This window comes from Pseudomonas sp. EpS/L25 (genome assembly GCF_001512295.1).
Taxonomy (GTDB): domain Bacteria; phylum Pseudomonadota; class Gammaproteobacteria; order Pseudomonadales; family Pseudomonadaceae; genus Chryseomonas.
Map to the genome: position 1 here is coordinate 957,752 of NZ_LNUP01000002.1, position 25,837 is coordinate 983,588.

The 25,837-nt window shown below is 65.7% G+C and carries 20 protein-coding genes; 17 read left to right on the forward strand and 3 right to left on the reverse strand.

Features of this window, described 5'->3' with window-relative positions:
* Positions 1-99 precede the first annotated feature (99 nt).
* The 13 genes from AR540_RS05485 to AR540_RS05545 all read left to right on the forward strand — a co-directional run bounded on the left by AR540_RS05485 (position 100) and on the right by AR540_RS05545 (position 17,635).
* The gene (locus AR540_RS05485) at positions 100-1,533 is read left to right on the forward strand and encodes a flagellin N-terminal helical domain-containing protein (RefSeq protein ID WP_059226811.1); all 1,434 of its coding nucleotides are present in this window, start codon (positions 100-102) and stop codon (positions 1,531-1,533) included.
* 72 nt (positions 1,534-1,605) lie between these two features.
* A complete protein-coding gene (locus tag AR540_RS24380; protein ID WP_065242507.1) occupies positions 1,606-1,995 on the forward strand; it encodes a flagellar protein FlaG in 390 nt (129 codons plus the stop codon).
* 70 nt (positions 1,996-2,065) lie between these two features.
* A complete protein-coding gene (fliD, locus tag AR540_RS05495; RefSeq protein ID WP_059226812.1) occupies positions 2,066-3,550 on the forward strand; it encodes a flagellar filament capping protein FliD in 1,485 nt (494 codons plus the stop codon).
* A 94-nt stretch (positions 3,551-3,644) separates the two neighbouring features.
* Positions 3,645-4,025: a flagellar export chaperone FliS gene (gene fliS / locus AR540_RS05500; RefSeq protein ID WP_059226813.1), complete on the forward strand. Its 381-nt coding sequence runs from the start codon at positions 3,645-3,647 to the stop codon at positions 4,023-4,025.
* 14 nt (positions 4,026-4,039) lie between these two features.
* Entirely contained in the window at positions 4,040-4,351 is a 312-nt protein-coding gene (locus AR540_RS05505) for a flagellar protein FliT (protein WP_059226814.1), read from the forward strand.
* Between the two features lie 163 nt (positions 4,352-4,514).
* Positions 4,515-5,993, forward strand: coding sequence for a sigma-54 dependent transcriptional regulator (locus AR540_RS05510; RefSeq protein WP_059226815.1), 1,479 nt, complete (start codon positions 4,515-4,517; stop codon positions 5,991-5,993).
* Positions 5,994-6,467: 474 nt separating this feature from the next.
* Entirely contained in the window at positions 6,468-7,667 is a 1,200-nt protein-coding gene (locus AR540_RS05515) for a sensor histidine kinase (protein ID WP_059226816.1), read from the forward strand.
* Positions 7,664-9,055 carry a sigma-54-dependent transcriptional regulator gene (locus AR540_RS05520; RefSeq protein ID WP_059226817.1) on the forward strand — a complete coding sequence of 464 codons (1,392 nt, stop codon included), beginning with the start codon at positions 7,664-7,666 and terminating at the stop codon, positions 9,053-9,055. Before AR540_RS05515 ends, AR540_RS05520 begins: the two co-directional genes overlap by 4 nt.
* Positions 9,056-9,299: 244 nt before the next feature.
* Positions 9,300-11,384: a transketolase gene (tkt, locus tag AR540_RS05525; RefSeq protein ID WP_059226818.1), complete on the forward strand. Its 2,085-nt coding sequence runs from the start codon at positions 9,300-9,302 to the stop codon at positions 11,382-11,384.
* Positions 11,381-14,200, forward strand: coding sequence for a bifunctional transaldolase/phosoglucose isomerase (locus AR540_RS05530; protein ID WP_059226819.1), 2,820 nt, complete (start codon positions 11,381-11,383; stop codon positions 14,198-14,200). The genes tkt and AR540_RS05530 overlap by 4 nt, the downstream gene beginning before the upstream one ends.
* Positions 14,201-14,218: 18 nt before the next feature.
* The gene (gene gnd / locus AR540_RS05535; RefSeq protein WP_058761319.1) at positions 14,219-15,196 is read left to right on the forward strand and encodes a phosphogluconate dehydrogenase (NAD(+)-dependent, decarboxylating); all 978 of its coding nucleotides are present in this window, start codon (positions 14,219-14,221) and stop codon (positions 15,194-15,196) included.
* Between the two features lie 82 nt (positions 15,197-15,278).
* Complete coding sequence (gene zwf / locus AR540_RS05540; RefSeq protein ID WP_059226820.1) at positions 15,279-16,835, forward strand: glucose-6-phosphate dehydrogenase; 1,557 nt, start codon at positions 15,279-15,281, stop codon at positions 16,833-16,835.
* Positions 16,817-17,635: a Cof-type HAD-IIB family hydrolase gene (locus tag AR540_RS05545; protein ID WP_059227966.1), complete on the forward strand. Its 819-nt coding sequence runs from the start codon at positions 16,817-16,819 to the stop codon at positions 17,633-17,635. The genes zwf and AR540_RS05545 overlap by 19 nt, the downstream gene beginning before the upstream one ends.
* A gap of 210 nt (positions 17,636-17,845) precedes the next feature.
* Here AR540_RS05545 and AR540_RS05550 read toward each other — a convergent pair whose 3' ends face one another.
* Entirely contained in the window at positions 17,846-18,748 is a 903-nt protein-coding gene (locus AR540_RS05550) for a LysR family transcriptional regulator (protein WP_059226821.1), read from the reverse strand.
* A gap of 105 nt (positions 18,749-18,853) precedes the next feature.
* Here AR540_RS05550 and AR540_RS05555 point away from each other — a divergent pair, with 105 nt between their 5' ends.
* A complete protein-coding gene (locus AR540_RS05555) occupies positions 18,854-19,606 on the forward strand; it encodes an SDR family NAD(P)-dependent oxidoreductase (protein WP_059226822.1) in 753 nt (250 codons plus the stop codon).
* Between the two features lie 26 nt (positions 19,607-19,632).
* Positions 19,633-20,361 (forward strand): SDR family oxidoreductase, encoded by a 729-nt coding sequence (locus AR540_RS05560; protein ID WP_059226823.1) that lies wholly within the window; start codon positions 19,633-19,635, stop codon positions 20,359-20,361.
* Here AR540_RS05560 and AR540_RS05565 read toward each other — a convergent pair.
* Both AR540_RS05565 and AR540_RS05570 read right to left on the reverse strand, forming a co-directional pair.
* Positions 20,358-21,278 (reverse strand): LysR family transcriptional regulator, encoded by a 921-nt coding sequence (locus tag AR540_RS05565; protein WP_059226824.1) that lies wholly within the window; start codon positions 21,276-21,278, stop codon positions 20,358-20,360. The two genes, AR540_RS05560 and AR540_RS05565, sit on opposite strands and share 4 nt — an antisense overlap.
* Positions 21,279-21,340: 62 nt before the next feature.
* Positions 21,341-22,339, reverse strand: a complete 999-nt coding sequence (locus AR540_RS05570) for an acyltransferase family protein (protein ID WP_059226825.1) — start codon at positions 22,337-22,339, stop codon at positions 21,341-21,343.
* Between the two features lie 561 nt (positions 22,340-22,900).
* On the opposite strand from AR540_RS05570, the gene AR540_RS05575 reads away from it, so the two are divergent.
* Together AR540_RS05575 and AR540_RS05580 are read left to right on the forward strand one after the other, a co-directional pair.
* Complete coding sequence (locus AR540_RS05575) at positions 22,901-24,247, forward strand: aspartate aminotransferase family protein (RefSeq protein ID WP_059226826.1); 1,347 nt, start codon at positions 22,901-22,903, stop codon at positions 24,245-24,247.
* Positions 24,248-24,301: 54 nt separating this feature from the next.
* A complete protein-coding gene (locus AR540_RS05580) occupies positions 24,302-25,795 on the forward strand; it encodes a CoA-acylating methylmalonate-semialdehyde dehydrogenase (protein WP_059226827.1) in 1,494 nt (497 codons plus the stop codon).
* Positions 25,796-25,837: the final 42 nt, after the last annotated feature.

The window sequence follows — 25,837 nt, forward strand, 5'->3', positions numbered from 1 at the left end:
ACGCCGATACATTCCATGAGTGTGAAATACAGGGACGCTTGAACCAACCGCTCTAACTAGCGTGTTCAGGCAAACGAGGCTCTACTGGAGGACGCCACCATGGCCCTTACCGTCAATACCAACATTCCTTCGCTGAACACCCAGCGCAACCTGCAGAACGCGTCCAGCTCCCTGGCCACTTCCATGCAGCGCCTGTCCACCGGTAGCCGCATCAACAGCGCCAAGGACGACGCCGCCGGCCTGCAGATTTCCAACCGTCTGACCAACCAGATCAACGGCCTGAACCAGGCGACGCGCAACGCCAACGACGGTATCTCGCTGTCGCAGACCGCTGAAGGCGCCATGCAGCAGTCCACCAACATCCTGCAGCGTATCCGCGACCTGGCCGTGCAGTCCGCCAACGGCTCCAACAGCGATGCCGACCGTGCTGCCCTGCAGAAGGAAGTGACCGCGCAGCAGAACGAACTGACCCGTATCGCCCAGACCACCACCTTCGGTGGCCGCAAGCTGCTGGACGGCTCCTTCGGTACCACCAGCTTCCAGATCGGTGCCAATGCCTACGAAACCATCGACGTCACCCTGAAGGACACCTCGGCCACCGCCCTGGGCTCCAACCAGGTGGGCAGCGGTGCCAGCACCACCGCCGGCAGCGTAGTGGCCGGTAGCGGCGGCGCCCTGACCGCCAGCGGCAGCATCACCCTGGTGGGTGGTGGCAAGAGCACGGCGGTGACCTACGCCTCCGGTGACTCCGCCAAGACCATCGCCGGCAACATGAACGGCCAGATCCCGGGCCTCACCGCCTCGGCGCGGACCGTCGTCACCGTGACCGACACCATCTCCAGCGGCTCGGCCAACATGACCATGAACGTCGGCGGTAACTCGCTGAGCCTGGTGGGCGTGACCAGCACCAAGGACATGGCCGACCAGATCAATGCCAACGCTGCCAAGCTGGGCGTGACCGCCAACTACGACACCCAGGCCAAGAAGCTGACCATCACCTCGGCGACCGGTGACAACATCACCTTCGGCAGCGATACCAACGGTGCCACGGGCAACATCAACGTCGCCTCGCAGAAATCCGACGGTACCTTCAGCACCGCGGTCGATGTGCGGGCCACCGGTGGCCAGGCCATGGGCTACGTCAAGCTGGACTCGCCGACCACCTTCGCCATGACCGGCAGTACCACGGCGATCTTCGGCAGTAGCGCGTCCTCGCTGAGCAAGGTGTCCGACGTCGACATCTCCACGGCTGACGGTGCCCAGAAAGCCCTGTCGGTGATCGACCAGGCCCTGGCCAACATCGACAGCCAGCGTGCCGACCTCGGTGCGGTGCAGAACCGCTTCGACAACACCATCAGCAACCTGACCAACATCTCGGAGAACGCCACCTCCGCCCGCAGCCGCATCAAGGACACCGACTACGCCGCGGAAACCGCGAACCTGTCGAAGAACCAGGTGCTGCAACAGGCCGGTACCGCGATCCTGGCCCAGGCCAAACAATTGCCGCAATCGGTGCTCAGCCTGCTGCAGTAAGGCAGGGCGTCGGTCTAGGCAGGGAGAAGGGGGACGCCTCTTCTCCCTTTCACGCGTTGTGAGGACATAATCATGGATATCGTCAAGATCACGGGTTTCGCAGCTGCAACCCCCTATGGCGCTCAATCCGGCTCCCAGGCCGCGACGGCCGTCACCCCTCCGGCATCTGTCAGCCCTTCGGCTTCTTCGGAAGACGCCAAGGTCGGTCAGGCTGAAAAGGAGAAAGCCGACAAGCCGGAGGACGGCAACGTCGACGATGCGCTTTCCAAGCTCAAGACCAAGTTCCAGGAAGATCACCGCAATCTGGATTTCAGTATCGACGACTCCACTGGTGAGGTGGTGGTCAAGGTGCTGGACGGCGAATCCGGCAAGCTCATTCGGCAGATGCCCAGTGAGGAAGTGCTCAAGCTGGCCAAGCAGCTGGATGATATGCGTAGTCTGATGTTCAAGGCCGAAGCCTAGTTGGCGCGGAACTTGTATTGGATCAATGGGAGTAGGGACGGCGACGTAACGTTGGCGCAGGAGATCTGAAATGGCAGGTATCAGTGGGATTGGCGGCTCGGGGCTGGACATCGACTCCATCGTCAGCAAGATGGTGGCGGCGGAGAAGGCGCCCAAGCAGGATCAGTTGACCGCGACGCAGAGCAAGGCGACCGCGCAGCTCACCGCTGTGGGTTCGTTGAAGAGCGCCATCAGCGATTTCCAGACCGCGCTGACCACGCTCAACAGTCCTACCAGCTTCCAGGCGCGTGCCGTCACGCTGTCGAAAAGTGACTACCTCACGGCCACTGCCAGCCCCAGCGCCAGCATCGGCAGCTACCAGGTCGAGGTCACGCAGCTGGCCAGCAGCAGCAAGGTGGCCCTGGCGGCCTTGCCGGCCACCTCTACGTCCACTTCCAGCACCGGCGCTACCACCACGTCTCCTTCCACCTTCGGCAAGGGCACGTTGAGCATCAAGATCGGCGACACCAAGCTGTCGGATATCCAGGTCGATGCCACCAACAACACCCTGAGTGGCATCCGCGATGCCATCAACAAGGCCGGGCAGAGCCAGGGGCTCAGTGCCAACATCGTCAACGACAACTCCGGCGCGCGTCTGGTCCTCAGCAGTACCAAGACCGGTGCTGGCAACGATATCTCCGTTGGCGTGAGTGGCGACGATGGCTCGGGCACCCTGAGCCTGACCAAGCTGGCGTTCAGCCCGTCGGCGGCGCCGACCGATCCGAGCGTGGTCGATCCGCCGGTTCCCAGCGATCCTTCCGCTGCCCGCATGCTGACGCGCGCCAAGAGCGCCGCCATGACCATCGACGGCCTGAAGGTCACCAGCGATTCGAATACCGTTAGCAACGCCGTGGGTGGCTTGAGTTTCACCTTGAAGGCCACCACCACGGCAGGCAGCCCCATGACCGTGGGGGTCAGCCAGGACGAGGCTGGCGTCAAGGGCAACATCAAGGGTTTCGTCGATGCCTATAACAAGCTCATGGGCGTCATCAAGACCCAGACCTCGGTGACGAAGGTGGGCGACAACAGCGCGCCCATCGCCGCCGCCCTGGTCGGCGATGCCACGGCGCGGGGCCTGACCTCCACCATCCGCAACGAACTCAGTACGCTACAGGGCACCGGCTCGGTCAGGGCCTTGGCCGACCTGGGCATCACCACCCAGAAGGATGGCACCCTCGCCATCGATGACACCAAGCTGGGCAGCATGGTGAGCTCCAATTTCAGCGACCTGGCCGGCTTCTTCACCGGCGACCAGGGGATAGCGGCGCGCCTCAAGGGCAAGCTCGATCCCTACACCATGGCCAATGGCATCCTCGAGCAGCGTTCCACCTCCCTGAGCAACACCCTGAAGAGCGTGGACGCCCAGACCGCCACGCTCAATACCCGCATGACGGCGCTGTCGGATCGCCTCTACAAGCAATACAACGCCATGGACCAGCTGTACTCGTCGTTGTCGAGCACCGCGTCCTCGCTCTCCGAACAGCTGGCGGCCATGCCGTTCGCCAACAAGAGCTGAGGGCCGGGCTTCGGCTAATTAGCTCGAGAAAGGTGTCAAGTTCCCCGCGCTCCGACCGATAAAGAGGGTATCGGAAACGCACAGAGGTCGTGACATGAACGCAATGACAGCCATGCGCCAATACCAGCAGGTCGGCCTGCAGGCGCAGGTATTCGAAGCCAGCCCGCATCAACTGATACAGATGCTCATGCAGGGCGCGCTGGACCGTCTGGCCAAGGCACAGGGCGCTCTGGAGCGCGGTTGGCTCTCCGAGAAGGGCGAGCTGATCGGCAAGGCGGTGTCCATCATCGCCGGTCTGAAGGACGTGCTGGATTTCGAGCAGGGCGGCGACATCGCCGTCAACCTCGATCGACTGTACGACTACATGATCCGTCGCCTCAGCGAAGCCAATCGCGAGAACGATCCTGCTATCCTCGAAGAAGTATCCGGCCTGATCCGTGAGATCAAATCCGGCTGGGATGCCATCGCCCCCTGATCTGGAGTCGACCGATGAACGTCGCCATGCAAAAGACCCCGGTAGAGCGCGTCGAGCTCGTCTATGAGCAGATGGCGGCTGCGCTCAAGGCCCGAGACTGGACGCGGATCGCCGAATTGGATCTGGACTGCCGGCTGTTCGTCGACGAAGCCCTGTACGCGACCGGCGACGATGCGCTGGCCTTGCGGGCCAGCCTCGAACGACTGCTGGCGCTCTATGCGTCCATGCTGCAAACCTGCAAGGCCGAGCGAGATGCCGTGGGGGATGAGTTGGCCAAGGTCAACAAGTCGAGCCAGGCAGCCAAGGTGTACCAACTGTTCAGTTGATCAACGTTCGGCTGGCATTTCTGCAAAATTTGGACAATCGAACGTCATAAAATTGACCCCGCCTCACTAATTGTCTTAACTTGCGCAAGATGCCGACCAGTTGGCACTTGGAGCAGGTGAAAACCTGCGCGTAGCGAGACGACAAGCCGGATGAGGCAGGGACATGTGGCGTGAAACCAAGATCCTTCTGATCGACGATGAGACCGAGCGGCGACAGGCCGTATCCATCATCCTCGACTTTCTCGGCGAAGCTCATATCGCCTGCGCCAGTGCCGATTGGCAGTCCTCCCTCGAAGCCCTCGACACCAGCCGCCAGATCGCTTGCGTGCTGGTCGGCCGCGTGGACAGCCGCGGCAACAGCGTGGAGCTGCTCAAGCAGGTGGTCGCCTGGGACGAGATGGTGCCCTTGCTGCTGCTGGGCGAGGCGACCCAGCCGGATTGGCCGGACGACGTCCGCCGCCGCGTGCTGGTCTCCCTCGAATACCCGCTGGCCTACAACAAGCTGCTCGACTCCCTGCACCGGGCCCAGGTCTATCGCGAGATGTACGACCAGGCCCGCGACCGTGGCCGCCAGCGCGAACCGGAGCTGTTCCGCAGCCTGGTCGGCACCAGCCGGGCCATCCAGGGCGTACGCAAGATGATGCAGCAGGTGGCCGATACCGAAGCTACGGTGCTCATCCTCGGCGAGTCCGGCACCGGCAAGGAGGTGGTGGCGCGTAACCTGCACTTCCACTCCAAGCGGCGCGAGGCGCCTTTCGTGCCGGTCAACTGCGGCGCCATTCCGGCGGAGCTGCTGGAAAGCGAGCTGTTCGGTCATGAGAAGGGTGCCTTCACCGGTGCCATCACCAGCCGGGCTGGACGCTTTGAGCTGGCCAACACCGGCACCCTGTTCCTCGACGAGATCGGCGACATGCCGCTGCCCATGCAGGTCAAGCTGCTGCGGGTACTGCAGGAGCGCACTTACGAGCGGGTGGGCAGCAACAAGACCCAGAGCGTGGACGTGCGCATCATCGCCGCGACCCACAAGAATCTGGAGCAGATGATCGCCGCGGGCACCTTCCGCGAAGACCTCTACTATCGCCTCAACGTCTTCCCCATCGACATGGCGCCGCTGCGCGAACGTGCCGAGGACATCCCGCTGCTGATCAACGAGCTGATCGCGCGGATGGAGCACGAGAAACGCGGTTCCATCCGTTTCAACTCGGCGGCCATCATGTCGCTCTGCCGCCATGAATGGCCGGGTAACGTCCGCGAACTGGCCAACCTGGTGGAGCGCATGGCGATCATGCATCCCTATGGCGTGATCGGCGTGGCCGAATTGCCGCTCAAGTTTCGCTACGTGGAGGACGAGGCCGATCCCATGGTCGAGTCGCTGCGCGAGGAACTCCAGGAGCGCGAGGCCATGGCCGGCATCGGTACCCTCGAGGTGTCGTCCTCGGCGCTGCTGCCCAGCGAGGGCCTGGACCTCAAGGATTACCTGGCCAACCTGGAGAAGAGCTTCATCCAGCAGGCGCTGGACGATGCCGGGGGCGTGGTCGCGCGGGCCGCGGAGCGCCTGCGCATTCGTCGGACCACCCTGGTGGAGAAGATGCGCAAGTACGGCATGGGTCGTCGCGACGACGAGTTCGACGAAGAGATCTAGTGTGGTGTTTCAGAGGTTACCTACACAATTTTGGCGGCGCTTTTTGTCCGCAGCGGCGGACCGCCCTGGACGTTGTTGCCACTTCTCGCCATAGCCCTGCCCTGACTCGTCGCGGCGCCTAGTCCATGAACAGAAAATCACTCGCCAATTCTTGCGCGAACTTCTGAAACACCACACTAGCGCGCCTGCAGCGTCGAACGTAGCGACCCAAGGTGGATGACGGCATGGCCTCATCCATCTTCGTTTTTTTGGGGGTTCCGCAAGCGGAAAAGGCGGTGCCGTTTTCCACGTTACGAGGCTTTGCCTGATTCGCGGGTAGGGTGGATGACGGCGTAGCCTCATCCACCTTTTGGTTTGGGCTCTGCACGTGGAAAAGGCTTCGCCGTTTTCCACGCTACGGCGTTTTGGCGTCAGGCCGGCATGGGTCTTGCTCCACCCCGGATAACGTCAATTGTCCGTCGCGAGCCGAAGCCTATGCCTGCTCAAGCACTAGCCCCCTCCGTTGCCGCCGACGCGCCTGCGGACGCCTCCGCCTCGGCGCAGGCCCGTGAGGCCCTGGGGCAGATGTCGCGCCAGCTGAGCGAATCCTTCCAGTTGCTGGAAGCGCGGATGCATTCGCTGCAGGGCGAGCTGGAGTGGGTGTCCGCCCAGCGACTGCAGGAGCTGGCGGAGAAGGAACGCCTGGCCAGTCGGCTACAGAATCTGCTCGATGTGTTGCCGGCCGGCATCGTGGTGCTGGATGGCGGCGGCCGGGTGCGGGATGTCAATCCAGTGGCCAGCGCCCTGTTGGGCGAGCCGCTGGTGGGAGAGCTGTGGCGCGAGGTGATCGCCCGGGCCTTCGCCCCACGGCATGACGACGGCCACGAGGTGTCGCTGCGCGATGGTCGGCGGCTGTCCATCGCCATCCGCTCGCTGGATGGCGAACCGGGCCAATTGGTGCTGCTCAACGACCTTACCGAGACGCGCCAGCTGCAAGGCCAGCTGGCACGCCATGAACGCCTCTCGGCGCTGGGACGCACCATGGCGTCCCTGGCCCACCAGATCCGCACGCCGCTGACCGCCGCCTTGCTCTATGCCAGTCATCTGGAGGAGGGGGGGCTGGCGGCGGAGCAGCAACAGCGCTTCGCCGGTCGGCTGAAGGAGCGGCTGCACGAACTGGAGAATCAGGTCCGCGACATGCTGGTGTTCGCTCGTGGCGAGCTGCCGCTGCAGGACCGCCTGAGCCCGGCGGCGCTGTTCGCGGCCTTGCGCGAGGCGGCGACGCCCCATCTGGGAAGTTACCCGGTGCGCTGGCAGGACGATGCCATTGCCGGTCTGCTGGTCTGCAATCGCGACATGCTGGTGGGCGCGGCGCTCAACCTGATCCACAACGCCCTGCAGGCGCTGGCCGGCAGCGGTCGTCCGGGGCGGCTCAAGGTGCATCTCTATCGTCGCGGCGCTGAGTTGCGCCTGAGCATCAGCGATGCCGGCCCCGGCATTCCCCCGGTGGTACTGCAGCGCCTGGGCGAACCCTTCCTCAGTACCAAGACCACCGGCACCGGCCTCGGGCTGCCCGTTGCCCTGGCGATGGCCAAGGCCCATGGCGGTCGGCTGGTGGTGCGCTCCCGGCTGGGTCGCGGCACGGTGGTGACCTTCAGCCTGCCGCTGCTATCGACCCTGGAGACCCCGGCATGACCCTGCCCATCCTGTTGGTGGAAGACGATCGCGCCCTGCGCGAGGCCCTGGCCGATACCCTCGAGATCGGCGGCTATGCCTATCGCGCCGTGGACAGCGGCGAAGCCGCCTTGCTGGCCCTGGCAGAGCAGCCCTTCGCCCTGGTGGTCAGCGACGTCAACATGCCCGGCATCGACGGTCATCAGTTGCTGGCCAGCATTCGCCTGCGCGATCCGAGCTTGCCGGTATTGTTGATGACCGCCTTCGGCAGCATCGAGCGCGCCGTGGCGGCCATGCGTGGCGGCGCGGCGGACTACCTGGTCAAGCCCTTCGAGCCGCGGCTGCTGCTGGAGGCGCTGGCGCGCTTCGCCCCCCAGGGGCGGCGGCAGCCCGATGCCCGCCAGCCGGTCGCCGTCGATCCCCAGAGCCGCCAGCTGCTGGAGCTGGCCCGCCGCGTGGCCCAGAGCGAGGCCACGGTGCTGATCACCGGCGAGTCCGGTACCGGCAAGGAGGTACTGGCGCGCTTCATTCATGACGAGTCGGCGCGGGCGGACGGCCCCTTCGTGGCGGTCAATTGCGCGGCCATTCCCGATCACCTGCTCGAGGCCATCCTCTTCGGTCACGAGAAGGGTGCCTTCACCGGTGCCATCGCCGCCCAGCCCGGCAAGTTCGAGCTGGCCCAGGGCGGCACCCTGTTGCTGGACGAGATTTCCGAGATGCCGCTGGGCCTGCAGGCCAAGCTGCTGCGGGTATTGCAGGAGCGCGAGGTGGAGCGGGTCGGTGCACGCAAGCCGCTGGCCTTGGACATCCGCGTGGTGGCTACCAGCAACCGCAAGCTGGCTGAGGAAGTGGCCGCCGGGCGTTTCCGCGAAGACCTCTTCTATCGGCTGTCGGTGTTTCCCCTGGCCTGGCTCCCGCTACGCGACCGGCCGGCCGACATCGCGCCCCTCGCCGAGCGCCTGCTGGCGGTACAGGCCGCGCGGATGAATCGACCCATGCCGACCCTGAGCGCCGCCGCGCGCCAGGCCCTGGCCGAGCACCCCTGGCCGGGCAACGTGCGGGAATTGGACAATGCCGTGCAGCGGGCGCTGATCCTGCAAGCGGGGCACGAGGTGCAGCCCGAGGATTTCGGCCTGCAATGGCTGGTGACGAGCCTTTCGCTTGCGCCTGTCGCACCCACTACGGCGACGCCCCTGGCACAGCCGGCGAACCTCGAAGCGCCGCGCCCCCTGGACGCCGATCTGCGTGACCGGGAGTTCCAGGTGATCCTCGATACCCTGAAGGCCGAGCGCGGTCGCCGCAAGGAGACTGCCGAACGCCTGGGCATCAGCGCCCGCACCCTGAGATACAAGCTGGCGCAGATGCGTGATGCCGGGCTGGACGTGGAGCAGGAATTGCTCGCCGGTTGATGAGCGCGCAAGTCGATAGCCGGCTATCTACCCAGAGGGAACCAACCGTCTAAGGCGCTGTTCTAGAGAAAGGATCGCGACTGCGGCGTGGGGTCGCAGAGGAAGCTCGCCCCCGCCGCCCCGGACTCGCTCCGGCCGCTTTGCTTTCTTCTCCTGGGCGTTGCCTCAGCTGAAAACGGTTTCACGGACGGTGCATTCCGTTTTCGTCGCGGGTGGCGTTCCTGCCAGCACGAGGATGCTTGCCATGGGTTCCACCGCACCTTCCAATTCCAACGCCGATCAGCTGACCATCGATACCATCCGTACCCTGTCCATGGACGCGGTGCAGAAGGCCAATTCGGGCCATCCCGGCACCCCGATGGCCCTGGCCCCGGTCGGCCATACGCTGTGGAGCCGCTTCCTCCGCTATCACCCCGAGCACCCGGACTGGCCCAACCGCGACCGCTTCGTGCTCTCCGTCGGCCACGCGTCCATGCTGCTCTATTCGCTGCTGCACCTGGCCGGCGTGAAGGAAATCGACGAACACGGCACCGCCACCGGCAAGGAGGCGGTCAGCCTCGAGGACATCAAGCAGTTCCGCCAGCTGGATTCCAAGACCCCGGGCCATCCCGAGTACCGCATGACCACCGGGATCGAGACCACCACCGGTCCCCTGGGTCAGGGCTGTGGCAACAGCGTCGGCATGGCGCTGGCGCAGAAGTGGCTGGCGGCGCGCTTCAATCGTCCCGACGTGACCCTGTTCGACTATGACGTCTATGTGCTCTGCGGCGATGGCGACATGATGGAGGGCGTGTCCGGCGAGGCCGCTTCCGTCGCCGGTCATCTGGGCCTGGACAACCTCTGCTGGATCTACGACAACAACACCATCAGCATCGAGGGCCACACCGAACTGGCCTTCAGCGAAGACGTGGCGGAGCGCTTCCGTGGCTATGGCTGGCACACCCTGCACGTCAAGGACGCCAACGATGCCGAGGCCCTGGCGGCCGCCTTGCATCGCTTCAAGGGCAACACCGGCAAACCGACCCTGATCGTGGTCGACAGCCTGATCGGCTATGGCGCGCCCAACAAGCAGAACACCGCGGCGGCCCACGGCGAGCCCCTGGGCGCGGACGAGATCAAGCTGGCGAAGAAGGCCTATGGCTGGCCCGAGGACGCCGACTTCCTGGTGCCGGACGCAGCCCGTCATCACCTGCGCGATGCCCTGCTGGAACGCGCCAGCGGTCTCTACGAAAGCTGGAATCGGGCCTTCGAGCGCCTGCGCCAAGACGATCCGACCCGTGCCGATGAACTCCAGCGCATGCGCGCCGGCGAGATGCCGGATGGCTGGGACGCCAAGCTGCCCAGCTTCGAGCCCGACGCCAAGGGTGTGGCCTCCCGCGAATCCGGCGGCAAGGCGCTCAATGCCTTCGCCCAGCAGATCCCCTGGTTGATCGGTGGCGCGGCGGACCTGGCGCCGTCCACCAAGACCAATCTCAAGTTCGACGGTGCTGGCAGCTTCTCGGCGCGCGAGCCATCCGGGCGCAATCTGCACTTCGGCATTCGCGAGCACGCCATGGGCTCCATCGCCAACGGCATGGCGCTCTGCTACCTGCGCAGCTTCACCGCCACCTTCCTGGTGTTCAGCGACTACATGAAGCCGCCGATCCGCCTGGCGTCGATCATGGAGCTGCCGGTAGTCTTCGTCTTCACCCACGACTCCATTGGCGTCGGCGAAGACGGCCCCACTCACCAACCCATCGAGCACCTGGCGCAATTGCGCGCCACGCCGGGTTTGCTGACCCTGCGGCCGGGTGATGCCAACGAAGCCGTGCAGGCCTGGAAGATCGCCCTGCAGCAAACCAATAGACCCTCCTGCATGGTGCTGTCGCGGCAGCCGCTGCCGACCCTGGACCGCTCGCAGTACGCCAGTGCCGAAGGGGTCGCCCAGGGTGCCTACGTGGTGGCCGATGCCGAAGGCGGCAAACCCCAGGTGATCCTCATGGCCACTGGCAGCGAGCTGGGCCTGGCGATGCAGGCCTATGAACAGCTCAAGGGCGAAGGGGTGAAGGCGCGGGTGGTTTCCATGCCGTGCTGGGAGCTGTTCGAGGAGCAGGACGAGGCCTACAAGCAGTCCGTGTTGCCTGATGAGGTGCTCGGGCGCGTCGCCATCGAGCAGGCCGGGCCCCTGGGCTGGGAACGCTACATCGGCCGCAAGGGCGCCTCGGTGACCATGAGCACCTTCGGTGCCTCGGCGCCCATCGGCAAGCTGCAGGCCAAATACGGCTACACCGTGGAGAACGTCGTCAAACTGGCCAAGGAGCAGGCACAACGCTCCGGGAGCGCCGCATGAGCAATCCCCTCAAACAGCTGACGGAGCAGGGCCAGGCGGTCTGGCTCGACTTCGTCAGCCGCGAATTCCTCGCCAAGGGCGAATTGCAGACGCTAATCGAGCGAGATGGCCTGACCGGCGTTACCTCCAACCCCTCGATCTTCGAGAAGGCCATGGGCCACGGCAGCGATTACGACGCCAGCCTCGAGGCCTTCCTCGAAAAGGCCGATGCCGAGCCGGTGGACGTCTATGAACACCTGGCCATCGAGGACATCCAGCAGGCGGCCGATATCCTGCGACCGGTCTACGACCGCCTCGAAGGGCGTGATGGCTACGTGAGCCTGGAAGTCTCGCCCTACCTGGCCCTGGATACCCGTGCCACCCTGGAGGAGGCGCGGCGCCTCTGGCAGGCGGTGGATCGGCCCAACCTCATGGTCAAGGTGCCCGGTACGCCCGAGGGGGCGGTGGCCATCCGCAAATTGATCGAGGAGGGGATCAACGTCAACGTGACCCTGCTGTTCGATCGCGACGCCTACCTGGCGGTGGCGGAAGCCTATATTGCCGGTCTGGAAGCGCGGTTGCATCAGGGCCAGGACATCAGTCGGCTGGCCAGCGTGGCCAGTTTCTTCATCAGCCGTGTCGACGGTGTGCTGGACAAGTTGATCGACGAGCGCAAGGCCAGTGACAGCGGCCTGGCGGCGCTACGCGGCAAGATCGCCATCGCCAATGCCAAGCTGGCCTATCAGGACTACCTGCGGCTGATCCAGTCGCCGCGCTGGAAGGTGCTGGAAGCAAAGGGTGCGCGGCCGCAGCGTCTGCTATGGGCGTCCACCGGCTCCAAGGACCCGGCCTATCCCGATACCCTCTACGTGGATCAGCTGATCGGCCCGGATACGGTCAACACCCTGCCGCCCAAGACCATGGATGCCTTCCGTGATCACGGCACCGTGGCGTCCACCTTGGACAAGGGGATCGAGGCGGCGCAGCAGGTGATCGATCAGGCCGCGCGACTCGGTCTGGATCTGGCTGGCGTGGCCAAGCAGCTGGTCAAGGATGGCGCCCGGCAGTTCGAGGATGCCGCCGATGCCTTGCTGGGCGCGGTAGGACAGAAGCGCCTCGACTTCCTCGGCGAGCGGTTGAATACCGCCGGGTACCGCTTGCCCGCGGCGTTGCACGAGGCGGTAGAGACACGCCTCGAAGAAGCGCGCCGTGAAGGCTGGTCACGCCGACTGTGGCAGGGCGACGCCTCGCTCTGGACCGGTCGCGATGAGGACCAGTGGGTCGGTTGGCTGGCCGCGGCCCAGGGTCGTCAAGCCGATTCCGCCGCACTGGAAGCCTTGGCTGAAGCCGTCCGTGAAGAAGGCTTGGAGACCGTGGTGCTGCTGGGCATGGGGGGGTCTAGCCTGGGGCCGGAAGTGCTGGCCAATACCTTGGGGACTACCGCCACCGGCCTGCCCCTCAAGGTGCTCGACTCCACCGATCCGGCGCAAATTGCCGCCCTCGAAGAGCAGCTGGACCTCGCCAAGACGCTGTTCCTCGTCTCCAGCAAATCCGGCTCCACCCTGGAGCCGGAAATCCTGCGCGCCTATTTCCACCAGGCCGTCGAGCGGGCATTGGGTGCGAACGAGGTACAGCGACGCTTCGTCGCCATTACCGACCCGGGTTCCAAGCTCGAAGCCAGCGCTACCACCGAGGGCTACCGCGCCATCTTCCAGGGCGATCCCCATATCGGCGGGCGCTACTCGGTACTGTCGGTGTTCGGCATGGTGCCCCTGGCGCTGCTCGGCCATTCGGTGGCCGACTTCTTCAAGGTGACCCAACCCATGGTGCTGGCCTGCAGCCCCAGTGCTCCCCCGGCCATCAACCCTGGCATTCGGCTAGGCGTAGTGCTCGGCGAGGCGGTTCGCGCAGGACGTGACAAGGTCACCCTGATCGCCTCGCCTGGCGTCGCCAGTCTAGGGGCCTGGTTGGAGCAGTTGCTGGCGGAGAGCACCGGCAAGCAGGGCAAAGGCATCATCCCGGTGGACCTGGAGCCGCTTGGCGAGCCCGCTGTCTATGGCACGGATCGAGTGTTCGTCAGCCTGGCGCTGGCGGGTGAAGACGACGCCGAGCGCGACAGTCGCCTGCAGGCCCTGGCCGCGGCTGGGCACCCGGTCGTTGATATCCGTCTGGCCCGCGCCGAGCTGATCGGCCAGGAATTCTTCCGCTGGGAAGTGGCCACCGAGGTGGCGGGTGCCGTCATCGGCATCAACCCCTTCGACCAGCCGGATGTGGAGGCCAGCAAGGTCAAGACCCGCGCCCTCACCGATGGCTACGAGCGCGACGGCCGGCTGGCCGGGGACGAGCCGCTGCTGGAGGAGGGTGATCTCGCGCTGTTCGGCGATGCCGACCTGCAGGGGCAGGACACCGCCCGCGCGGCGATCAAGGCGCACCTGGCGCGATTGCAGCCTGGCGACTACCTCGCCGTGCTGGCCTATCTCGAGCGCAATGCCGTGCACGGGGAGGCCTTGAGCGCCATGCGTGATAGCATTCGCGACAGCAAGCGCGTAGCGACCGTCGGCGGCTTCGGCCCCCGCTTTTTGCACTCCACCGGGCAAGCCTACAAGGGCGGCCCCAACTCGGGTGTGTTCATCCAGATTACCGCCGATGCCCAGAACGACCTGAAGATTCCAGGGCGGAGTCTGAGCTTTGGTGTCGTCGAGGCCGCCCAGGCCAAAGGCGACCTCGAGGTGCTGGCCGAACGGGGACGGCGCTACCTGCGTGTGCATATCAAGGGCGGCGACATTCACGCCGGCCTGCAACAAATCGTCGAACTGGTCGAGGCGGCGGTCGCCTGACCTCAAGGAGTCATCAGCATGCAATTGGGAATCATCGGACTGGGCCGCATGGGCGGCAACATCGCACGGCGTTTGATGAAGCATGGGCATGAAGTCGCGGTCTACGACCGCAGTGCCGAAACCGTAGCCGGCCTCGGCAAGGAAGGCGCCATCGCCACCGACGGCCTGGATGGCGTCATCGCTGCCCTGGCGCAGCCGCGGGCGATCTGGGTCATGCTGCCCGCGGGCGAGCCGACCGAACAGACCATCGCCGAGCTGGCCGACCGCCTGGCGCCGGGCGACGTCATCATCGACGGCGGCAATACCTACTACAAGGACGACATCCGGCGCGCCAAGTCCCTGGCCGAGAAGGGCATCGACTATGTCGACGTCGGTACCTCCGGTGGCGTCTGGGGCCTGGAGCGCGGCTACTGCATGATGATCGGTGGCAAGTCGGAAGCCGTCGAGCGCCTGGAGCCCATCTTCGAAGCCCTGGCCCCCGGCTATGGCAGCATCGAGCGTACCAAGGGGCGCAACGCCCCGGACGAGCGTGCCGAGCGGGGCTACATCTTCACCGGCCCGGCCGGCTCCGGCCACTTCGTCAAGATGGTGCACAACGGCATCGAATACGGGCTGATGCAGGCCTATGCCGAGGGCTTCGACATCCTCAAGATGAAGAACAGCGACAAGCTGCCGGAAGACGAGCGCTTCGACCTGGACCTGGCCGACATCGCCGAGGTCTGGCGCCGCGGCAGCGTGGTGTCCTCCTGGTTGCTGGACCTGACCGCCCAGGCCCTGGCTGGTGACGTCGCCCTGGAGAAATTCTCCGGTTCGGTGGCCGACAGCGGCGAAGGTCGCTGGACCATCGAGGCGGCCATCGAGGAGGCGGTGCCGGTCAATGTCTTGTCCGCCGCCCTCTATGCGCGCTTCCGTTCCCGCCAGCAAGCCACCTATGCCGACAAGCTCCTGTCGGCCATGCGCTTCGGCTTCGGCGGTCACGTCGAAATCCCGCAGTAAACCCCCGGCCGTTCCCTGTGGAGCGGCCACGGGCCGCGTCGCGGGGGACGGTATCAGCCGCCCTCGTGGCTAAGGCCCTGTCATGACCGACTCTCCTGCCGTCACTCCCAGTACCGCTCCCCAGGAGCGACGTTCCTGCACGAAAGCCCCCACCGCACCGCCGGCCACGCTCTTCCTGTTCGGGGCCAATGGCGATCTGGTGAAGCGGTTGCTGATCCCCTCGCTGTACAACCTCCTGCGCGATGGGCTGCTCGACGACCGTACCCAGATCATCGGCGTCGACCACAATCCCAACACCGACCAAGGCTTCGCCGATCGGTTGGAGACCTTCATCCGCGACCAGGCCGAGGCCAAGGGCAAGTCCCGCGACGAAGCCCTGGATGCCGATCTCTGGGGACAACTACGCAGCCGTATCCACTACCTGCAAGGTGACTTCCTCGAAGACGCCACCTACCAGGCGGTAGGCGAGCGCATCGCCCAGGCGGGGACCGACAATGCCGTCTTCTACCTGGCCACCGCCGCGCGCTTCTTCGGTGACGTAGCCGAGCGCCTCGGCCAGGCCGGGCTGCTGGAAGAACGTGAGGACGCCTATCGCCGGCTGGTCGTGGAAAAGCCCTTCGGCGCCGACCTCGCCAGTGCCCAGGCACTCAACCAGCGCCTGCTGGCGAACATGGAAGAAAAGCAGATCTATCGGATCGACCACTACCTGGGCAAGGAGACGGTACAGAACATCCTGGTCAGCCGTTTCTCCAACGCCCTGTTCGAGTCGTTCTGGAACAACCACTACATCGATCACGTGCAGATCACCGCGGCCGAGACCGTGGGCGTGGAGTCGCGAGGCGACTTCTACGAGAAGACCGGTACCTTGAGGGATATGGTGCCCAACCATCTGTTCCAGCTGCTGGCCATGGTCGCCATGGAGCCGCCGGCCTCCTTCAACGCCACCTCGGTACGCGACGAAAAGGCCAAGGTGGTCGGCGCCATTCGCCCGCAAACCACCGAAGAGGCCCTGGCCAACTCGGTGCGCGGCCAGTATGCCGCCGGCACCCTGAACGGCAAGCCGGTGCCGGGCTATCGCGAGGAAGAGCGGGTCGATCCCGAGAGCCAGACCGAAACCTACGTGGCGCTCAAGCTGTTCGTCGACAATTGGCGCTGGGCCGGGGTGCCCTTCTACCTGCGCACCGGCAAGCGCCTGACCGCGCGCGACACCGAGATCGCCATCTGCTTCAAGCACGCGCCCTATGCGCAATTCCGCGATACCAAGATCGACCGGATGCGGCCCAATTACCTGATCATCCAGATCCAGCCCGACGAAGGCATGTGGTTCGACTTCCACGCCAAGCGCCCAGGGCCCCTGGTGGAACTGGAGAACATCCGCATGGGCTTCGCCTACAGCGATTTCTTCGAGATGCAGCCGTCCACGGGCTACGAAACCCTGATCTATGATTCCCTGATCGGCGACCAGACCCTGTTCCAGCGCGCCGACAACATCGAGAACGGCTGGCGCGCCGTGCAACCCTTCCTCGACGCCTGGAAACAGGGTGGAGAGGTGGAAAGCTACGCCGCGGGCAGTGCGGGTCCCGCCGGTGCCGATGAACTGCTGCAGAAGGACGGCCGCTCATGGCATCCGCTGACCTGATCCCCATCGACCTGCTGGTGTCGGACATCGACGGCACCCTGGTACGCGACGACAAGAGCCTGAGCGAGGCGGTGATCGCCGCGGTGGAGCGACTGCAGGCCGCCGGCAAGGCCATCACCCTGGTCAGCAGCCGCCCACCGCGGGCGCTGCTGCCACTGGTGCGACGGCTCGGTATCCGTCAGCCAGTGGCCGGCTTCAACGGTGGCAACCTGGTGGATGCCGACGGGAAGCTGATCCGCGCCCACCGCCTGGCCGAGCAGGTGACGCGCCAGGTGCTGGAACGACTGGAGCGCGAAGCCTTCGAGGTCTGGCTGTTCGCCGATGACCTCTGGCTGACCCGCGATCCCCAGGGCCCCTATGTGCCACGGGAAACCCGGGCACTGGGCTATGGACCGACCGTGGTGGAGTCCTTCGAACCCTATCTGGATCGGGTCGACAAGATCGTCGCCGCCGGCAGCGATCACGCCGGACTCGAAGCCCTGGAAGGCGAGTTGGGCGAGCGGCTGGGGGAGGGCGCCACGGTGTTGCGTTCCCAGCTCTACTACCTGGACATCACCCACCCCAAGGCCAACAAGGGCGACGCCCTGCTCGAGCTGGCCCAGGCCGCAAGCGTACCCGTGGCGCGTACGGCGGCCATCGGTGATGGCAGCAACGACGTCCCCATGTTCCGCCAGGCCGGCCTGGCCATCGCCATGGGCCAGGCTGGTGCGGCGGTTCGCGAAGCCGCCGACCAGGTCACCGCCAGCAACCAGGAAGACGGTGTTGCGGTAGCCATCGACCGGTGGATTTTGGGGAGCTGAGGGGTCTTGCCTGTTGGGCTTCGCTGCGCTCAGCCCGACCTACAGGACACGTAGATTGGGCTGAGGCGGCGCCATCGCCGAAGCCAACATGGCCTGCCTTCTCATCAGGTGGAAAAGGCTTCGCCGTTTTCCACTCTACGCCTCAACTCATACGATGTGCCCCTTCTCCCTCCGGGAGAGGGCCGGGGTGAGGGCCGCCCAAACTCCGGCCTACCCCTCGTTCTCCTCTCGATACCCCCGCACATGCTCCACCAGCGCCCGCAGCTTGGGCGCCAGGTTGTGCCGGCTCGGATAATAGAGATAGAAGCCAGGGAAGGGCGGCAGATAGTCCTCCAGCACCTGCTCCAGCTCACCGCGTTCCAGATAGGGCCGGAAGGTATCTTCCATGCCGAAGGTGATGCCGCCACCGGCTAGCGCCGTGCGGATCATCAGCAGCATGTCGTTGGTGGTGATCCGCGGTGATACCGCCACGTCGAAGGCCCGGCCCGCCTCGCTGAACTCCCAGCGCCAGGGCGCCACCTCCGGCGCTGGGCGCCAACCGATGCAACGGTGGTCGGCCAGCTCCCGTGGATGGGCCGGACGCCCATGCCGGGCGAAGTAGGCCGGGGTCGCCACCGCCACTTCGCGCTGTGGACCGGTCACCGGGATGGCGACCATGTCCTGCTCGATCACCTCGCCCAGCCGTACCCCGGCATCGAAGCCCCGCTCGACGATATCGAATTCCTCGTCGGTGACGGTGATGTCCAGGGTCACCTCGGGATAGGCCTCGACGAAGCGTGCCAGCAGCGGGCCATCGAGAAAGCGTTCGGCGATGGAGGTGACCGCGACCCGCAGGAGACCACGGGGCGGCCCGGCGGAACTGGCGTCTTCCAGGGCCCCGAGCAGGCCGCCCAGGGGCCCGGCGACCTGACGGTGCAGGCGCTCGCCAGACTCGGTGAGGCGCACGCTGCGCGTGGTGCGCTGGACCAGCGAACTGCCCAGCTCGTCCTCCAGGCGGCGGATGGCCTGGCTCACTGCCGAGCGACTGACGCCCAGGCGATCCGCGGCCACGCGGAAATTCTCGGCCGTCGCCACTACGACGAAGACCTTCAGCAGATTCAGATCCGTTTGCATTGGTAAGTCTGGCTAACCAAGGTAGTCAGGAGCTACAGAGTTATCACGACAATGGACGCTCGCTAAGGTGGTGGCAAGTCTTATCGCCACCTGCAGGAGCCTGTCATGAGCCCTTTCGCCACCTCCTACGATCTTTCCGGCAAGGTCGCCTTGGTCACCGGGGCCGCTCGCGGCATCGGCCTCGCCACCGCCGAACTGCTGCGTAGTCGCGGCGCCTGTATCGTCGCCAGCGATCTGTCCGAGTCGGTGCTCCAATTGGCCGACGACGATGTCCTGGCGCTGGCCGGTGACGTCGCCGACGAGGCCTTCGCCGAGCAGTCGGTGGCAGCCGCCCTGGCGCGGTTCGGTCGCCTCGACATCCTGGTCGCCAACGCCGGCCGCACCCTCAATCAGCCGCTGGACGCCACCGAGCTCGCCGACTACGAGCGCATTCAGCAGAGCAATGCCCGCGGCGTCTTTCTTGCCGCCCGGGCGGCCCTGGCGCCGATGCGTGAGGCCGGCGGCGGAGCCATGGTCGCGGTGTCCTCGGTATCGGCGCGGGTCGGCTTCGCCACCCAGGCCGCCTATGCCGCCTCCAAGGCCGCCGCCGCCCAGCTCATGCGGGTGGTGGCGGTGGAACAGGGGCGTCACGGCATCCGGGCCAACGCCGTGCTGCCCGGGGTGATCGACACCGACATCCTGGACGGCGTGGCCGACGACGGCCGGGCCCTGCTGCGCAGCTATGGCCCGGTGCATCCACTCGGCCGCATCGGCCAACCGGAGGAGGTGGCCGAGGTCATCGCCTTCCTCGTCTCGCCCGCGGCGAGCTTTATCACCGGCGCCGAGGTGCTGGTGGACGGCGGCTACACCGCCCAGTAATCCCAACCCTGCAAGAGGAATATTTCATGGCTATCGACAAGGTCGTACTTATCACCGGTGCCTCCAGTGGCATAGGCGCGGGCATCGCCCGCGAACTGGGCGCGGCCGGCTGCAAGCTGTTGCTCGGCGCCCGTCGTAGTGAGCGGCTGGAGGCTCTGGCGGCCGAGATCAACGTCGCGGGTGGCGAGGCCGCCTGCCGTCGGCTGGACGTCACCGACAGCGCCGACGTGGTCGCCTTCGTCCAGGCGGCCCGCGAGCGCTGGGGGCGGGTGGACGTCATCGTCAACAATGCCGGCATCATGCCGCTGTCGCCCCTGGCCTCGCTCAAGACCCAAGAGTGGATGCAGATGGTCGACGTCAACATCAAGGGCGTGCTCAACGGCATCGCCGCGGTGCTGCCGGAATTCACCGCCCGTGGCGCCGGCCACGTCATCAACCTGGGCTCCATCGGCGCCCTGTCGGTGGTGCCCACGGCGGCGGTCTACTGCGCCACCAAGCATGCGGTGCGGGCGATCTCCGAAGGCCTGCGCCAGGAGCGCGACGATCTAAGGGTCACCTGCATCCATCCGGGCGTGGTGGAAAGCGAGTTGGCTTCCACCATCACCGATCCGGCGGCGCGGGCGATGATGGACGACTATCGCGCCATCGCCCTGCAACCCGATGCCATCGGCCGTGCGGTGCGCTATGCCATCGAGCAGCCGGACGACGTGGACGTCAACGAGATCGTCGTCCGTCCGACCCGCAGCGCCAACTAGACCGTTTCGGCCAGGGCTTCGAGAAAGCGCTCCAGCACCAGGTTCGGTCGCCGGCCCTTGCGGGTGACGGCGGCCAGGGTGGTATCGAAGTGGAAGCGCTCGGGATCGAGGGCGCGCAACTGGCCCTGGGCCACCCAGGGCTGGGCGACGTGGTCGGGCAGGTAGCCGATGTAGCAGCCGGTGAGGATGAGAAAGGCCACGCCCTCACGATCCGAGGCGCGCGCCGTGCAATTCAGCTCGGCATGACGTTCATGGCCGTCCTGGTTGAGCAGGTGGTTGGGCCCGACCGCGTCCTGGGCGGCCAGGACGCTCTCGTCCAGCTCGGCATCGGCAATCTCGAACAGCGGATGGGCGCGGCTGCAATAGAGCAGCGCGCGCTCTTCGTAGAGCGGCAGGTATTCCAGGCCGGCCAGGGCATTGATCAGCGGCAGCACGCCCAGGTGCAGGTGGCCGTCGAGCACGCCGGTCTCGATCTCGCCGGGCAGGGTCATGCCGATGTTGACCACCACCCCCGGCGCGGCGCGCTTAAGCGCGGCCAGGGCATGGGTGATGCGCATGCGTGGCTGGGTCACCAGGTTGTTGATGATGCCCAGGTTCAGCTCGCCACGCAGGTGCTGGTGCAGCTGGTTGACCTCGCTGCGAAAGCCTTCCAGGGCGGCGAACAGCGACTGGCTGGCCTTGAGCACCTCACGGCCTTCGTCGGTCAGGGAGAAGCCGGCGCGCCCGCGCTGGCAGAGTCGCATGCCCAGGCGTTTTTCCAGGTCGTTCATGTGCAGGCTGATGGCCGAGCGGGTGATGCCCAGCCGGCCTTCGGCGGCGGTGAAACTGCCACATTCCACCACCGTCTTGAACAGCCGCAACAGACGGATCTCGAAGTCGCCGACCTGGGCGAGCAGGGCCTTGCGCGTCGCTTTCATGGATGGCACCGCAAATGCGGGACAGCATAAGGCGCCGCTTGGCACGGCGCCAGCGATCGCTTTCAGGCGCCGATCAACACCCGACTGCGCTGCTGGGTGACCTGCTTGACCAGCCAGACCGCGGCGACGCAGCAGAGCAGGGTGATCAGCGTCAGGCACAGGCGGGTGCCCAGGTACTGGGCGAAGTTCTGCTCACCCAGCAGGCGGCCCAGCACGCGATAGGCGCCGGCGAGATAGCCGTGCAGGAAGTAGATGGCGAAGCTGTAGGCGCCGAGCAGACCCATGCCCCTGGCCAGACGGCTGTCGGCACGTCCCGGTGCCTTGACCGGCTGGCTGAAGACGGCGAAGAGCAGCAGGCACAGCGCCAGTTTCTGCAGCCCGTAGCAGGCGCTGTCGAGCACTGCCGCGCCGCTCAGCAGCACCAGGGCCGCCAGCAGCCAGTAACGCGCCTGGGGCCGTTGCAGCCGCTCGCGCTGTTCGCAGGCCAGCATGCCGCAGAGGTAGATCGGCAGGAAATGCAGTGCCGCCAGCAGCGGGTCGGCGTCATTGGCCGGGCGATCGGAGACCAGGAAATACAGCAGGCCGACCAGGGTCGCCGCCGGTAGCAGGCCACGCTTGACCAGCCACTCCAGGATGGGTGCGAGCAGGAAGATCAGCGTCAGCGCCGGAATGAACCACAGCGGACCCAGGTGGGCGCCAGTGGCCAGCAGCAGCGCGGTCTGGGCGAAGGGCGGCCAGTCATGGAAGGCGTTCATGTCGATCCACTCGTGTTCCTGCTTGAGTCCGGAGACATAGAGCAGCACGGCGGGGATCGAGATCAGCAGATAGGGCAGGATGACGTTCTGCAGCTTCTTGCCCAGATAGACCTGGTAGCTGTACTTGCCGAGGTTGTAGCGAAAGAAGAAACCGGAGAGGGCGACGAAGATGCAGGTGGTTTCCAGCGACAGCAGGTTCAGGGCGATCTGCTGGTGCTCGGTGGTCTGGTAGCTGCCCACGGTCATGTGGTGGAAAACGATGAGAACGGCTGCTAGGCCGCGGATCCAGTTGAGCTGAATCAGCATGGGGGAGGTTTCCTTGAGGAATAGCTAAACCGCGCGCTCTGCCTCGGGAGAGGGGCACGGGTTGGCAAAAGCGGAAAGTGGGCTACGCGGCAGAGACGGCGGACAGGCTACCGCGCCCGGCTGGACTACGCGCCGGGAAAAGAGGTGAGGCGAGGGTGCCTCGGCGCCACGGGACTACGGTGGCAGGCGGCCAGCTTAAAGTCTTTCAGGCAAGTCACTGATTGGTAATCATATTTATTCATTTCAGCATATTTCGTTTGATTCTGGATGGGCTCTGCCCCGCACCTTTGGCGACCTCGACCATTGCGCTGCCTGCTCGCTGGTTATTGGGCGAAGGCGACATGGCTGGCGATTTCTGGCGGCTTCCTACCGCCGCGGGGACCGGGATTTCCGAGGGCGACAGAGGCACATCGGGATGCTCACTACGGTCAACGCTAGCCGCGCGTCAGCACGACTGCGATGGTTGAGTATTTACCAATATAGGCGCGAGAAAAAACCTATTTAACTCACGCAACACTGGGCGCACTCTGCGGGCTCTACGTCCCCGCCCGAGACCCCGCCATGAACCAGCCACTGACCGTTTCCCCACCCGTCGCCGCGCAGCTCAACCTGCGCGCCCACTGGATGCCCTTCACCGCCAATCGCGCCTTCCAGAAGGACCCGCGCATCGTGGTGGCCGCCGAGGGCAGCTGGTTGACGGATGACCAGGGCCGTCGCATCTACGACAGCCTCTCCGGGCTCTGGACCTGCGGCGCCGGTCACTCGCGCCAGGAAATCCAGGAGGCCGTGGCGCGTCAGCTGGGCACCCTCGACTATTCGCCGGGCTTCCAGTACGGCCATCCGCTGTCCTTCCAGCTGGCCGAAAAGATGGCCGAGCTGACCCCGGCCGGTCTCGACCATGTCTTCTTCACCGGCTCGGGTTCCGAGAGTGCCGACACCTCGGTCAAGCTGGCGCGGGCCTATTGGCGTATCAAGGGGCAACCGGCCAAGACCAAGCTGATCGGCCGGGCCCGCGGCTACCACGGCGTCAACATTGCCGGCACCAGCCTGGGCGGCATCGGCGGCAACCGGAAGTTGTATGGCTCCTTCATGGATGTCGACCATCTGCCCCATACCCTGCAACCCGGCCTGGCCTTTACCAAGGGCATGGCCGAGACCGGCGGGGTGGAGCTGGCCAACGAACTGCTCAAGCTGATCGAGCTGCACGATGCCTCCAACATCGCGGCCGTCATCGTCGAGCCCATGTCCGGTTCGGCTGGGGTGATCGTACCGCCGGTGGGCTATCTGCAGCGCCTGCGCGAGATCTGCACCCAGCACGACATCCTCTTGATCTTCGACGAGGTCATCACCGCCTTCGGCCGCATGGGTCGTCACACCGGCGCCGAATTCTTCGGTGTGACGCCGGACATCATGAACGTGGCCAAGCAGGTCACCAATGGTGCCGTGCCCCTGGGCGCGGTGATCGCCAGCAGCGCCATCTACGACACCTTCATGAACCAGGCCACGCCCGAGCATATGGTCGAGTTTCCCCATGGCTACACCTACTCGGCCCATCCCGTCGCCTGCGCTGCAGGCCTGGCGGCGCTGGAGCTGCTGGAGCGGGAAAACCTGGTGCAACAGGCCGCCGAGCTGGCACCCAAGTTCGAAGCCTCGCTGCATGGCCTCAAGGGCGCCAAGCACGTGGTGGACATCCGCAATTGCGGCCTGGCTGGCGCACTCCAGCTCGCCCCGCGTGACGGCGATGCGGTAATCCGCCCGTTCGAGGCCGGCATCGCCCTGTGGAAGGCCGGCTTCTATGTCCGCTTCGGTGGCGACACCCTGCAATTCGGGCCCACCTTCAACGCCAAAATCGAAGACCTGGATCGCGTCTTCGCCGCGGTCGGCGACGTCCTCAACCGCCTCGACTGATTCCCTTCGGCGCTCCCTTGCGGAGCGCCTGTCTCTCGTACAAGGAGTCCCTTCATGAGCCTCAAGCATCTCATCGGCGGCCAGCTGGTCGACGGTGGCAGCCGCCGCGCACCGGTCTACAACCCTTCCACCGGCGCGGTCATCCGCGAAGTGCCCCTGGCCGATGCGGCCACCCTGCAGCAGGCCATCGATGCCGCGCAGGCTGCCTTTCCGGCCTGGCGCAACACCCCGCCGGCCAAGCGCGCCCAGGTGCTGTTCCGCTTCAAGCAGCTGCTGGAAAGCAACGAAGCGCGCCTGGTGCAGCTGATCAGCGAAGAGCACGGCAAGACCCTGGAAGACGCCGCCGGCGAATTGCGCCGTGGCATCGAGAACGTCGAATACGCCACCGCCGCACCCGAGCTGCTCAAGGGCGAATACAACCGCAACGCCGGCCCGAGCATCGACACCTGGTCCGACTTCCAGCCCCTGGGCGTGGTGGCCGGCATCACGCCCTTCAACTTCCCGGCCATGGTGCCGCTGTGGATGTACCCGCTGGCCATCGCCTGCGGCAACACCTTCATCCTCAAGCCCAGCGAGCGCGACCCCAGTTCCACCCTGGCCATCGCCCAGCTGTTCGAGGAAGCCGGCCTGCCCAAGGGCGTGTTGAACGTGGTGCATGGCGACAAGGAAGCCGTGGACGGCCTGATCGACGCCCCCGAGGTCAAGGCGCTGAGCTTCGTCGGCTCCACCCCCATCGCCGAATACATCTATGCCCGTGGCACCGCCAAGGGCAAGCGCGTCCAAGCCCTGGGCGGCGCCAAGAACCACGCGGTGGTCATGCCCGACGCCGACCTGGGCAACACCGTCAATGCCTTGATGGGTGCCGCCTACGGCTCCTGCGGCGAACGCTGCATGGCCATCTCGGTGGCGGTCTGCGTCGGTGACCAGGTCGCCGATGCCCTCATCGCCCGACTGGTGCCGGAGATCGAAAAACTGAAAGTCGGTCCTGGCACCCAGTGCGGCCTGGACATGGGCCCGCTGGTGACTGGCGCGCATTTGGACAAGGTCACCGGCTATGTCGCCGATGGCGTGGCGGCCGGCGCCAAACTGGTGGTGGATGGCCGCAGCCTCAAGGTCGCCGACCACGCAGACGGCTTCTTCCTCGGCGGCTGCCTGTTCGACCAGGTCACCCCGGAGATGCGCATCTACAAGGAGGAGATCTTCGGTCCGGTGCTCTGCGTGGTGCGGGTCAAGAGCCTGGAAGAGGGCATCGCCCTGATCAATGCTCACGAGTACGGCAACGGCACCTGCATATTCACCCGCGACGGCGAAGCGGCTAGGTTGTTCGCCGACCAGATCGAGGTGGGCATGGTCGGCATCAACGTACCCCTGCCGGTGCCGGTGGCCTACCACAGCTTCGGCGGCTGGAAGAGGTCGCTGTTTGGCGACCTCCATGCCTACGGCCCCGACGGCGTGCGCTTCTACACCCGCCGCAAGACCATCACCCAACGCTGGCCACAGCGCGAGACCCAGGAGGCTTCGCAGTTCGCTTTCCCCAGCAACGGCTGAGCGCTAGGAAGCCCATTCCTTGGCCTGCCGCACAGCAGGCCG